This is a genomic window from Algoriphagus aquaeductus, assembly GCF_003253485.1.
Classification (GTDB): domain Bacteria; phylum Bacteroidota; class Bacteroidia; order Cytophagales; family Cyclobacteriaceae; genus Algoriphagus; species Algoriphagus aquaeductus.
Window position 1 is genome coordinate 53,809 of the sequence record NZ_QKTX01000010.1, and the last position, 12,540, is coordinate 66,348.

At 43.9% G+C, this 12,540-nt stretch carries 13 protein-coding genes; 2 read left to right on the forward strand and 11 right to left on the reverse strand.

Annotation, left to right across the window (positions count from 1 at the left end):
* Window positions 1-2 precede the first annotated feature (2 nt).
* From CLV31_RS13875 to CLV31_RS13895, 6 genes are all read right to left on the reverse strand, one after another.
* On the reverse strand, window positions 3-497 hold the full coding sequence (locus tag CLV31_RS13875; protein ID WP_111393505.1) for a dihydrofolate reductase: 495 nt from the start codon (window positions 495-497) through the stop codon (window positions 3-5).
* Between the two features lie 82 nt (window positions 498-579).
* Window positions 580-1,422, reverse strand: a complete 843-nt coding sequence (locus CLV31_RS13880) for a DUF4412 domain-containing protein (protein WP_111393506.1) — start codon at window positions 1,420-1,422, stop codon at window positions 580-582.
* Between the two features lie 140 nt (window positions 1,423-1,562).
* Complete coding sequence (gene fmt, locus CLV31_RS13885) at window positions 1,563-2,507, reverse strand: methionyl-tRNA formyltransferase (protein ID WP_220084340.1); 945 nt, start codon at window positions 2,505-2,507, stop codon at window positions 1,563-1,565.
* A 114-nt stretch (window positions 2,508-2,621) separates the two neighbouring features.
* A complete protein-coding gene (locus tag CLV31_RS22280) occupies window positions 2,622-2,930 on the reverse strand; it encodes a Fic family protein (protein WP_455423325.1) in 309 nt (102 codons plus the stop codon).
* Window positions 2,931-2,953: 23 nt separating this feature from the next.
* On the reverse strand, window positions 2,954-3,595 hold the full coding sequence (locus CLV31_RS22285) for a hypothetical protein (protein WP_394335962.1): 642 nt from the start codon (window positions 3,593-3,595) through the stop codon (window positions 2,954-2,956).
* A gap of 36 nt (window positions 3,596-3,631) precedes the next feature.
* Entirely contained in the window at window positions 3,632-4,810 is a 1,179-nt protein-coding gene (locus CLV31_RS13895) for an exo-beta-N-acetylmuramidase NamZ family protein (RefSeq protein ID WP_111393507.1), read from the reverse strand.
* 44 nt (window positions 4,811-4,854) lie between these two features.
* Here CLV31_RS13895 and CLV31_RS13900 point away from each other — a divergent pair, with 44 nt between their 5' ends.
* A complete protein-coding gene (locus CLV31_RS13900; RefSeq protein ID WP_111393508.1) occupies window positions 4,855-6,072 on the forward strand; it encodes an ABC transporter permease in 1,218 nt (405 codons plus the stop codon).
* On the opposite strand, the gene CLV31_RS13905 is transcribed toward CLV31_RS13900, so the two are convergent.
* Window positions 6,050-6,802 (reverse strand): polyprenol monophosphomannose synthase, encoded by a 753-nt coding sequence (locus tag CLV31_RS13905; protein ID WP_111393509.1) that lies wholly within the window; start codon window positions 6,800-6,802, stop codon window positions 6,050-6,052. The two genes, CLV31_RS13900 and CLV31_RS13905, sit on opposite strands and share 23 nt — an antisense overlap.
* A gap of 100 nt (window positions 6,803-6,902) precedes the next feature.
* On the opposite strand from CLV31_RS13905, the gene CLV31_RS13910 reads away from it, so the two are divergent.
* Window positions 6,903-7,784 (forward strand): ATP-grasp domain-containing protein, encoded by an 882-nt coding sequence (locus CLV31_RS13910; RefSeq protein WP_111393618.1) that lies wholly within the window; start codon window positions 6,903-6,905, stop codon window positions 7,782-7,784.
* 72 nt (window positions 7,785-7,856) lie between these two features.
* Here the strand turns inward: CLV31_RS13910 and CLV31_RS13915 are convergent, their stop codons facing one another.
* The 4 genes from CLV31_RS13915 to hisD all read right to left on the reverse strand — a co-directional run bounded on the left by CLV31_RS13915 (window position 7,857) and on the right by hisD (window position 12,398).
* Window positions 7,857-8,657 carry a tetratricopeptide repeat protein gene (locus CLV31_RS13915; RefSeq protein ID WP_111393510.1) on the reverse strand — a complete coding sequence of 267 codons (801 nt, stop codon included), beginning with the start codon at window positions 8,655-8,657 and terminating at the stop codon, window positions 7,857-7,859.
* Window positions 8,658-8,747: 90 nt separating this feature from the next.
* Entirely contained in the window at window positions 8,748-9,842 is a 1,095-nt protein-coding gene (gene hisB / locus CLV31_RS13920) for a bifunctional histidinol-phosphatase/imidazoleglycerol-phosphate dehydratase HisB (protein ID WP_111393511.1), read from the reverse strand.
* Window positions 9,843-9,966: 124 nt separating this feature from the next.
* A complete protein-coding gene (gene hisC / locus CLV31_RS13925) occupies window positions 9,967-11,019 on the reverse strand; it encodes a histidinol-phosphate transaminase (protein WP_111393512.1) in 1,053 nt (350 codons plus the stop codon).
* Between the two features lie 77 nt (window positions 11,020-11,096).
* Window positions 11,097-12,398 (reverse strand): histidinol dehydrogenase, encoded by a 1,302-nt coding sequence (gene hisD / locus CLV31_RS13930; RefSeq protein ID WP_111393513.1) that lies wholly within the window; start codon window positions 12,396-12,398, stop codon window positions 11,097-11,099.
* Between the last annotated feature and the right edge of the window lie 142 nt (window positions 12,399-12,540).

Consider the following 12,540-nt stretch of genomic DNA (forward strand, 5'->3'; position numbering starts at 1 on the left):
GGTTAGTGTTTTTCGTAAGTCACAAAAGCGTATGGGAATTCGTTTTTTTCATCTGCCGGAAATTCTTCCCGTTCGGTTTCTTTCCATTTATCGGGATCAATTTGGGGGAAAAAGGTGTCTCCGTCCGGTTCTGCCTCGACTTCGGTGATTTCCAGTCGATCGCAGATGGGCATAGCTTCTTGGTAAATCTGTCCACCTCCAATGATGAAAAGTCGATCGACCTCTATTTTGTTGCAAAAAATAATCGCATCCTCAATTGATCTAAAGGAAAAATGGTTCTCGGGAGCTTGGTAATCGGGATCTCTGCTGATAATCAGATGGGTTCGATTGGGCAGTAAGCGACCCAGGGAATCGAATGTTTTACGTCCCATCAACACAAAATGTCCGCTTGTCAGATTTTTGAAGCGTTTGAGATCAGCTGAAAGCTTCCAAATCAGTTGATTGTCTTTGCCGATTACCTTGTTTTTTGCTACAGCCGCTATTAGAATGATTTGCACAGGTCTCTAAAGTTTGCCTTGAATTTACCAGACTTTAGAGACAAAAAGTTAAAAAGGGGACGATTTCGCCCCCTTTTTAATTTTATCTTCCTCCAGCCATAAGATTCGGGTATTCCGACATTTGGATGTTTCGAGGTTGATTAGTTTCAATTTCGATCACGTTCATTGTGGTGACTGTACCATCAGTGGCAGTGAAGATCATTTCCATGAACGTGCCCTTGGGTGCATTTGTAAACATGGTTTGGTACCGTTCCATCGTCTTATTAGACACCATGGGATTGGATTGAGGAGAGAAAAGGGATACGCCTTCGATGGGTTTTTCGGTGATCCAGTACTCTCCTTTTCCATCTTCATTAGTCACGATATATTCTTCACAGGGATACCCCAGAATCGTCTTTTTATTTCCCGTTTTGGTGAGTGTATAATCGTCATGAGTTTGATTTTCGATTTCTTCATCTACCATTCCCTGCATTTTGTCGAAATCCATTTTCATGGCCATACTTGATTTATTGCCTTTGTCTTCCATCAAAATGACCATCGCCTGGTTTTTTGAGTCCATTATTGTGGTTGTGGTGCTTCCTTTTGACTTAGGATCTTCAAAGGTCATTCCCATTAATTGAACATCTTTTGTCAGTAAGTATTTGATCTGTGCAGGATCTTCTGTCTTTCCTTTTTTGTCCGTAGAAGTGACTTCCATAATCAGGTACCCGGTGAAACCATAGGAAGATTCGGTATTGGCAGGCTGCATCATCCCACCCATCATGCCAGACAGAGGATGGTTCCCTCCATTATCCGATTTGGGGGTGGTAGCACTTTGAGCAGCGCTTTGGGCAGCATTCTGGATTTTTTTAAGCAATTGTGCTTGGGCAGGAAAGCTGACCGCGATAGCACCTAGGATGAGATAAGTTAAAAGGATCTTTTTCATAAGTAGAGGGTTAAAAGTCACTTCAATTTGTGAAAATTGAGTTAGATAGTAAACATTCCAAAAGTAAAAAATTTAATTTTTTTGACCGTAAGTGTCTGATTTACTTGATTTTTATTTTTGGTTAACCCGAAAAAAAGGGCTTATAATTTAAGCCCCCGGAGTAATTCGTCGATTTTCATTCGTTTTTTTCCTTCAAGTTGAAGCTCAAGTATTTCCAGGCTTCCTGTTCCGCATTGGAACCTCAAGTAACTTTTCCCATCGCTTTCCCAATCTCCAATCGGCTTTCCATTAAGAGTTGACCCCAGCACTTTGGTTTTGAAGATTTTGCAGGTTTTGTCCTGAAACTCCGTCCAAGCTGCCGGATAGGGAGAAAGTCCACGGACTAAGTTGTGAATGGATTGGGCTGACTGATTCCAGTCTATTTTGCCCGTTTCCTTGAAGATTTTTGGCGCGTGATGGAGGGCTTTGGATTCGTCTTGAGAAAGTGGGTGAACTTCATTTTTGGAAATTGCTTCGACCGTTTTAAGTACAAGTTCAGAACCAATAGCCATCAGTTTTTCATACAAAGAACCCAGATCATCTTGTGGCAAGATTTCCACTTTTTCCTGGAAAATGATGCTGCCGGTATCGATCTCATGTTTGAGAAAAAAGGTAGTCACTCCGGTTTCAGTTTCCCCGTTGATGATCGCCCAATTGATCGGGGCCGCACCACGGTAATTGGGAAGGAGGGAAGCGTGCAGATTAAAAGTACCCAAAGGAGGCATATTCCATACTGATTCGGGAAGCATCCGGAAAGCCACTACGATTTGAAGGTCAGCTTTCAAGTCCCTTAATTCCTGTTGGAATTCCGGGTTTTTGAGATTGGTCGGTTGGAGGATGTGAAGCCCCAGTCGCTCGGCAGCTTCCTTTACCGGAGAACCCACCAATTTTTGTCCTCGGCCTTGAGGTTTGTCGGGGGCAGTGATAACTCCGACTACATTCCAGCCGGCTTCGACCAGTTTTTCCAGGGCAGGCACGGCGAATTCGGGAGTGCCCATGTACACTATTCTTAGGGATCTACCCGCTATTACTTCGTTATTCGACATTCGGTGTTCTTTATTCGATATTTAAAATTTGAGATTTGAATCCACATCTTTCAAATCTAGGATATATAATTAATTGGATATCAAGTGTTTATTAGGTGTATTTTATTCTAATTTTTAATCAATTTCCTCATAATAATAGGAGTAATCAATTCCTTTCATAAACAGCTCTCGGCTGTCAATCTGATCGGTCAGGGCGTTTTCAAGCAGATTTTTTAATGGGCTGGAATCGACAGGACTTAGTACCATGGCGCTTATGTAGTCTGTTTTTCCGATTTTACTCCAGTCTACACATTTTTTCAGACGATTTTTCAAAATCAAATCCAGCCAAATGCGTGCGCTTCTGCCGTTGCCTTCCATGAAAGGATGGGCTACATTCATTTCTACATATTTGTCTGTGATTTCATCAAAGGTACGCTCCGGCATTTCATCTGTTTATAATTTGATTTTTAATGGTCAGATGGAATGCCCAGGATAGTCATTCCACTGTTTGAGAAGCATTTTCTCTTGGGCATTTCATCTATTCGCTTCAAAGTGGCCTCCAGAAACTGCACCAAGGCAAATTGAAATCCGCCTTTGGAGATATTCTTTTGCCTGATTTGTCCTGCAAAATCATATAATCCTCCAAACAGATAGGCATGGATTTGCTGCAGAACCTTCGTAGTACCTACTTCGATGCCATTGATGAATGAACTTCCAAAAAGAGCATAGGCTTTTGTTTTGCTTTTGCCGTCGATGGTCTCCTCGCTGTAGGTGAACCATTCGATAAAACGATTGGCTTTTGTTCCCGGGAAAGTTTTTCCTAAAGCTATAATGCCTTCGTAGTCAAGCATATCGGAAAGTCGCTTTTTTCCATCAGGTGCTAGTACTTTCAACTGGGTAGTATCACTAACCACTTGACTTCCTCCCTTCTTGAGCTTTGCTTTGAGGTATTTCCAGTAGTTACGGGTTTTGCTGTAATCGTCCTGATTGGTCAGTACCGCAATGATATCCAACACTGAAAACCACCATTTGGCATTCGTTTCATCCCAAAGGGCACGCACTTCCCGGTCGTCAAAAAATCGGATGGATATTTTTTGAGGATGTTTCATGGGGAATTTCGGTGGTTCAGAAATTCGGGTTTAAAATCAATTATAAATCAAATATTTATCTCTCCTTTTTTTATACTCCTCATGGCCAGCCTTCCAGCTTTCCCGGATTTCGGCTTCGCTTTTTCCTGCCAGAATCTGCTTTTTCAGTTCATCTGTACCAGCCAGGGTGTTGAAGAAGTTGTTGAAAAACTTCTCCTTCATTCCTGATTTCTGATAGGCATCCAAGATATACTTGAGGGTGAAGTGATGATTCAAGGATTCACCACGAAGGTCCACTCCGTAGCAAAGTTTGTCCTGATGTGGAGGGGTTTTGGACATGCCATCGATACTGACAGGAGTGAAGGTGAAGGTTCCGAATTTGGGATCCGGGTAGCCGTACATTTGAAATGGCTCGTAAGTTCCCCGTCCCAAAGACATCACCGTGCCCTCAAAAAAGCAGGTGCTTGGATAAAGCTTGATGGCCAGGTCGCTCGGCAAATTTGGTGAAGGCTTCACCGGAAGGCTGTAGGCTTGAGTATGGGTCCAATTGGCAACCGGAATCACTTCCAAGTCCATGGTCAATCCACCTTTGAGCCATTTTTCTCCATTGATCATTTGGGCCAATTCTCCCACGGTCAATCCGTGAACGATCGGAATATTGTGCATACCCACGAATGACTCAAAACCTGGCTTCAGCATCGGACCATCGATGTAGTCTCCATTGGGATTGGGTCGGTCAAAGATGATGACCTTTTTGCCTTGCTCGGCACAGGCTTCCATGACATAGTGCATGGTGCTGATGTAGGTGAAAAAGCGGGTTCCTACGTCTTGGAGATCGAAAATCACCACATCCAAGTCTTTAATCTGATCGGCTGAAGGCTTTTTGTTATTTCCGTAAAGGGAAATAATCGGCAGACCTGTTTTTTGATCTACGCTGTTGTCTACTTTTTCCCCGGCATCAGCCGTGCCTCGGAAGCCATGTTCAGGCACAAAAACCTTTTTCACCTGCACTCCACTTTCCAAGAGGAAATCCACCACGTGCTTGTTGTTGGATTGAGGAAGAATGGAGGTTTGATTTCCGACTAACCCCACCTTTTTACCCTCAAGAAGCGGAAGATAAAGTTGGGATTGCTCAGCTCCTACGAGTACTTGCTGGGCAAAGGTAGTTTGGGTAAAAAGGGCTAGAGTAAAAAAGGCCAAAAAACCGATCAGAAGTGAATTTTTCGCTTGCTTCATGCTATTTTGCGGGGAGTTGTGATAAACAAATTTAACCGAGTCCCTTGAACCTTTCCTATTTCATTGCCAAAAGAATCAGTTTTAAGCAAGCCGGAGGTTTTTCGGGTACGATTCATCGGATTGCCGTCGGGAGTCTGGCAGTGGGGCTGGGAGTGGCGATTTTGGCGATTATGGTCTTGGGAGGATTTCAAAAGACCGTTTCAAATCGGGTTTACGGGTTTACAGGACACTTTCAGGTCCAAAAGTTCCAGATGAGCAATGCCTTCGAGGAACTTCCTTTTTCCCTGAATTCTGATTTTTACAAAAACTACTCCAAACTTCCTTTCATCACCAAAGTGCAATCTTTTGCGCACAAGGCGGCCCTACTCAAAGGTGATGAAGAGGTGGAGGGCGTACTGATGAAGGGGATTGGTCAAGATTTTGATTCCCTTGAATTTGCCAAATACTTGGTGGAAGGACGGATGATTCATGTTCCGGATTCAGGAGTCAGCAATGAGGTAATGCTCAGCCGCCTGATTGCCAACAAACTTTTGCTCAATGTGGGGGATAAAGTGACCATGTACTTTGTACAGGAGCCTCCCCGATTTCGAAGAGTGGAAGTGGTCGGGATTTTTGAGACCTATTTGGAGAATTTTGATGAAAAGATTGTAATCGGAGAATTGCAAACGATCCGCAATCTTAACGGCTGGAGCAGAGATCAGATAGGGGGGGTGGAGGTTTTTGTTGATCGACCGGAAAACTCGGACGACTATTTCGATCGAATTGACCAAACGCTTGATTTTGACCTCCGCCTGATTGACAGTCGCGAAAAGTTTCTGGAGATTTTTGACTGGTTAAGGCTTTTGGATACCAATGTAATTGTCTTTATTTCGCTCATTGGTTTTGTGGCTATATTCAATATGGGGGCCATTCTCTTTATCCTGATCATGGAGCGAACCCAAATGATCGGATTGTTGAAAGCCTTAGGGGCAAGGGATTCACAGATCCGGAGAATTTTCTTTTGGAATGGAGTGAAAATTCTTGGAAGGGGGCTACTGATCGGTAATGCCTTTGGACTCGGGATTGGATTTCTTCAGGATCAATTTCGGATCGTTCCGCTTGATCCGATCAGTTATTACATGGCCTATGTGCCGATTGATTGGAACTGGCCGGTTTTTATTCTGCTCAATCTGGGGATTTCCATCTTGACGGCTTTGGTTCTTTGGATTCCCGTATTGGTGATATCCAAAGTCGATCCGATCAAATCGATCCGCTTTGATTGAGTCGATAGGGTGAAAAAACACTTTTTATTTTCATCCATATCACTCCCAAAACAGCCTCTTTGAAGATTTTTGGGCTCATCTTGGATTGACCGCGGGTTCGGTCAGTAAAAATAATCGGCACCTCAATCAGTTTGAATCCCAACTTCCAAGCCGTGAACTTCATCTCAATTTGGAAAGCATAGCCGATAAATTTGATTTCATCCAATCGGATGCCTTCCAATACACTCCGGTGATAGCATTTGAATCCTGCAGTGGCGTCCTTTACAGGCAATCCGGTAATAAATTTCACATAGACACTGGCAAAATAAGACATCAATACTCTTCCGATCGGCCAGTTGACCACATTCACACCGGTGATGTATCGGGATCCAATGGCGAGATCGTAAGTTCTGTCTTTGACCGAATTGTATAGACGGATTAGATCTTTAGGATCATGCGAAAAATCGCAATCCATCTCAAAAATAAAGTCATAGTCCCGGTCCAGAGCCCACTTAAATCCAGCAATATATGCGGTACCAAGGCCCAATTTTCCTTGCCTTTCCAGCAGGTGCAATCGATCAGAAAATTCGGTTTGGAGAGATTTGACTACGGCTGCGGTACCGTCGGGAGACCCGTCATCAATAATTAATAGTTGGAAGTTGCCTTCCAGATTCATCACCATGTGGACCATGTCGCTGATATTTTCCAGCTCATTGTAGGTGGGGATGATGACGAGTTTGCGATGGGTCATAGTGCTTTCAATGTTCAAAAGTAAGATTTCAGAGGGATTTTTGAAGAATGGTGGGAGTGAAAAAAGCTTAAGTCCTAGTTTTGCGCAAAATTTAATACCCATGCCACAGCACATTGCCATAGTCAGTTACTTCTCCACGGGAGCTTATGATACCAATACAATCGATGAGGATAAACTTTTGTCGGAAATCCTGACCGAGTTGGGAATATCCCACGAAATACAGGCTTGGTCAGACCCCCAAGTGGATTGGAGCCAGTTTTCACATCTTCTAGTCAAATCGCCTTGGGATTATTTTGATTACTATGCTGAGTTTTTGATTTGGATAGATAAAATTGAGGCTTTAGGAATTCCGGTATTGAATGATCTAAAAACCATCCGGTGGAACTCCAGTAAGGAATATCTTCTCGAAATAGAGGCCAAAGGATTCCCGACGATTGCCGGAATGATCCTGAAAAAAGGCAACAAACCAAGTTTGGCTGAAATCCAGGAAAAGGTAAAGTCGGATACCCTAGTGATAAAACCATTGGTCAGCGGTGGAGCAAAAAACACCTTGAAAATTCCTGTAAAGGAATGGGCCGATTATGAAGAAAAAGTAGCTCAACTCGTGAAGGAGGAAGATTTTCTCGCCCAGCCCTTCGTTCCCGAAGTCGCTGAAGTTGGGGAGTATTCCCTGATATTCTTCAACCAACAATTTTCACATGCGGTGTTGAAGACTCCTGCAAAATCAGATTTCAGGGTTCAGCATTATTTTGGGGGTACTATCCAAGAAATTCATCCAGAGGCCCACCTGTTGGAATCTTGCCAAAAACTGATCGATGCGTTTGGAAAAGGAACGCTGTACGGAAGGGTAGACGGAGTCCAGATTGACGGGGTATTTCACCTGATGGAGTTAGAATTGATCGAACCGTACTTGTTTTTGGGGCTTTCGGATCAGGCCATTCCTAATTATCGGGAGGCGTTGAAGAGGAGGTTGATGCTCTGATGTTTAGATTTATCCACTGTGAGTGCCCATTCAAGACATGCACTCACAGTTGTTTTTAAGGAATTTCTCAAATCACGAACATACTTCTTCCATCTTATTCTTCGCATAATCGCTTCCCTTTTTGGCAGCTTCCTGAATCAACTGACAGCCTTCCGGATTTCCCATTTTTGCCAGGCAGATGCCCTTTTTACCCAAGGCTTCGTAGTGATCAGGATTGTTTTTCAAGACAAATTCAAAATCCTCCAATGCCCAAGGAAGGTAACCGATTTTCATCATGGCGAAACCACGATTGTAGCGAGCCACCAAATTGTCAGGTTCTTTTTGGAGGTAGATATTAAAGGAAGCAGCTGCACCGTATATGTCTCCAAGGCTTGCTCTAGCCATGCCGGTATAATAATAAGTACCTGCAAAATCGGGATCCATTTTTTGGGCAACTTTTAAAAACTCCTCCGCTCTTTTCCAGTTTTTGATCATCAACTGAGATCTTCCAGCCAAATAGATGATTTCAAAATTCTCCGGATCTAGATTGGCAGCTCTAAGAATAGGAAGTTCTGCTTGTCTGTAGTATTCTTTTTCAAAAAGGATTTTACCTATTCCCGCATGAGCTTGAGCGTAGTTTTCATCTAGGATTAGAATTTTTTCATAGTCCTTGATCGCTGATTCGGTGTCTCCAAGTTCTTCAAAGCACCGTGCCCGGATATGAAGCATTTTGATTTCGCCTATATGAAAAAATTGTCTTCGATTGATGGCTGAGATTGCTTCTTCATACTTTTCTGACTCATATAGCGCCTCAATTTCTGCTGGGTCTGCGGAGCAAGAAAATATCAGAAAAATAGATGAAATAACCGTAAGTGTATGATTGAATCGTTTCATAACGAAATAAACAAAAATAAAATTTGATAAAGAATAGCATTGAAAAATTATTTCAAAAAAAATGCTGCGATCAAGCAGCATTTTTTTTGTTTAAAGAACTCCTTTGGTACTAGGGAGTTGATTGATATTTCGCGGATCCCGCATCACAGCCATCTTGATTGCTCGAGCTAGGCCTTTGAAGGTCGCCTCAATCTTGTGGTGCTCGTTATCTCCTTCTACTTTGATGTTGAGATTGCACTTGGCGGTGTCGGAGAAGGACTTGAAGAAATGGTAAAATAGCTCCGTAGGCATGTCTCCGACTTTTTCACGTATGTATTTAGCATCCCAAACGATCCATGGTCTTCCTCCGAAATCAATCGCCACCTGTGCCAAGGCATCGTCCATGGGTAGCATAAAGCCGTAGCGGTAAATGCCCTTTTTGTCTCCCAAGGCCTTCAAATAAGCTTCGCCTAAAGCCAAAGCGGTATCTTCAATCGTGTGATGCTCATCGATGTGGAGGTCGCCTTTTACCTTGATTTCCAGATCGGTGCTGCCATGCTTGCCCAATTGCTCCAGCATGTGGTCAAAGAAATGCAAGCCAGTGGAAATGTCGCATTTTCCGCTACCGTCCAGATTCAATTTGATGTAAATGTCCGTTTCGGAAGTGGTTCGCTTCACTTCGGCCTGTCGGTGAGGCATTTTGAGGAAATTGTAAATCTCGTCCCAATCTTTGGTAGACAAGGCTGCATCAGGATTGGGGTCTCCGATGAAAATGGCCTTAGATCCCAGATTTTTCGCCAATTGTACGTCGGTAAACCGATCTCCGATCACATAGGAATTGGCCAAATCGTAATCTTCGGAGAAATATTGGGTCAGCAGTCCGGTTCTTGGCTTTCGGGTAGGCGCATTTTCGTGCTCAAATGTCTTGTCCACGTGAATGGCCTTGAAAAAGACATTTTCCTGCTCGAGGGTTTTCAGCATTTTGTATTGTGCCGGCCAAAAGTCCTTCTCAGGAAAGGAATCCGTACCCAAGCCGTCCTGATTGGTGACCATGACCAATTCGTAGTCCGTTTCCTCAGCAATTTTGCGAAGGTTGGAGATGGCTTTGGGAAGAAATTCCAGTTTTTCCAGACTGTCTACCTGAAAGTCTGTCGGCGGTTCTTTGATGATCGTGCCGTCGCGATCTATGAAGAGAACTTTTTTCATTTACGATTTAAGAATTACGATTTACGAGCTGAAGTATAGATTTTGGCCTTTTTTGCTCGATTTATGATTTTCAAAATAGGTAGGATTTCAATTTTCCAATCTTTCAATTTTTCAATCTTCCAATTTACGAACACACCTTCCTCAACGCCTTCAACAGCGCTTCATTTTCCTCCCTCGTTCCCACCGTGATTCTCAGACAATCTGCACAAAGCAGCACCTTTGCGCGGTTTCTGACAATTACCTTTTCCTCAATCAAATCGTCATATACCTGATTGGCATTTGGTATTTGAACCAACAGGAAGTTGGCGTGGGAGGGATGAATCCTTTGGACAAATGGCAATTTTTCCAATTCACCTTTCAGAAATTCCCGTTCAGCTAAAATGTCCTGAATCATCCGGTCCACTTTTGCTTTGTCCTTGATCGCTGCCAAAACGGTTTCCTGAGTCAAGCCGGAAATATTGTAAGGAGGCTTGATCTTGTTCAAGATCCGAATCAGTTCCTCACTGGCAAAAGCCATCCCAAGTCGGAGGGAAGCCAAGCCCCAAGCCTTAGAAAAGGTCTGCATGACCAGCAAGTTGGGAAATCGATCCAGTTCATTGGTAAAGCTTGGTTCGTCGCTGAAATCGATGTAGGCTTCATCTACGACAACCAGCCCTTTGAAATTTTCCAAAAGGAAGAGAATGTCTTCCCGCTTGGCCTTATTGGCCGAAGGGTTATTCGGAGAGCAGATGAAGAGGATTTTGGAGTTGGCGTCTGCAGCAGCGAGGATTTGATCAGGCTGAAGTTGGAAATCCGGAGTCAAAGCGACTTTACGGATTTCGACATCATTGATATTGGCGCTCACTTCATACATCCCGTAGGTGGGAGGGAGAAGTATCACGTTATCCTTTCCCGGATTGCAAAAGGCGCGGTAAAGCAAATCGATGGCTTCGTCCGAACCATTGCCCAAGAAAATCTGACTGGGTCTAACTCCCTTGATCTGGGCAATTTCTTCCTTCAGCGCACTTTGATAAGGGTCAGGATAGCGGTTGAAATCCTGCTCGGTAATCGAACCGAACGGGTTTTCATTGGCATCCAAAAATACCCCTTCCTTACCGGTGTACTCGTCTCTAGCTGAAGTATAAGGTTGAAGTTTTGCGATATGTGGTCGCAAAAGCGAATTTAAGTCAAAGCTCATTTCATCTGTTTATAATTTGATTTTTAACGGTCAGATGGAATGCCCTGGATAATCATTCCCCTGTGTGAGACATTTTCTCATGGGCATTTCATTTTCTCTTTCAGGTAGTTGAGACGAATGGTGACGGCGTTTTTGTGCGCGTCCAGTTGCTCGTTGGCAGCCATGACTTCCACCACTGGCCCAAGGGTTTTGAGTCCTTCGGGAGTGATTTTTTGGTAAGTCATTTTCTTCAAAAAGCTATCCAATGACACGCCACTGTAATTGCGGGCATAGCCGTAAGTCGGCAGGGTGTGGTTAGTTCCTGAAGCATAGTCACCGGCTGATTCAGGAGTGAAGTTTCCGATGAATACCGAACCTGCATTGTAAATCGCTTCCACAGCTTCTTCTTCATTTTCTACTGCAATGATCAAGTGCTCCGGAGCGTAGTCGTTGATGAGTTCCAAAGCGGTTTTTTGATCCTCCATCACCACAGCGGTAGAGTTTTGAAGGGCTTTGAAAGCAATGTCCTTACGGGATAAGTCTTCCAATTGCACGTCGATTTCTTTCAAGACCTTTTTGGCAAACTTGTCCGAAGGAGTCACCAAAACGACCTGAGAATCCACGCCGTGCTCGGCCTGAGAAAGCAAATCTGACGCAACGAATGCCGGAACCGCAGTTTCATCTGCATACACCAAGACCTCTGAAGGACCGGCTGGCATATCGATCGCCACGCCGTATTTGGTGGCAAACTGCTTGGCTGCGGTCACGTATTGGTTTCCCGGGCCGAAAATCTTGTCCACCTGAGGCACACTTTCAGTTCCAAAGGTCAAAGCCGCCACGGCTTGTGCACCTCCAACCTTGACGATTTTGGTGATTCCCACCAAGTCGGCTGTATATAGAATTGCCGGGTGGATTTTTCCTTCCCGATTGGGAGGTGAGCAAAGGACAATTTCAGTGCAACCAGCAATTTTTGCCGGAACTCCGAGCATCAATACGGTGCTGAAAAGTGGCGCGGTACCTCCGGGAATATAAAGCCCAACTCGCTGGATCGGAACGCTTTTTCTTCGGCAAACTACACCGGGCATTACTTCTTCGATCAGTTCAGGCGAAGCTTGTGCCGCATGGAATCGCTCGATATTGGCTTTGGCGGTTTTGATCGCCTCTTTGAGTTCTTTGCTGATTTGGTCTTTGGCAGCTTTGATTTCCTCTGCGGTCGCCAAAAGACTATCCAAGCTTACATGATCGTATTCTTGGGCGAATTTTTTCAGGGCTTTGTCCCCGTTTTTCTCAACCTTTTCGAAGATCGGCTTGACGATTTTATTGATTTCCTTGGTTTTCTGCACCGGGCGAGCCAGTTGCTTTTTCCACTTTTCAGGACTTGGATTGACCAGGAGTTTCATGTTCTTGTATTTTTTTTGGGAGGTACGTTAATCAGGTAGATTGATTTTCTAATCGATTTTTATTGTCCGATGACCGAAGACCGATGACCGAAGAATCCCAATCTTGAGACTTTACTGATCTTCAATCCTGATTATTTTATTC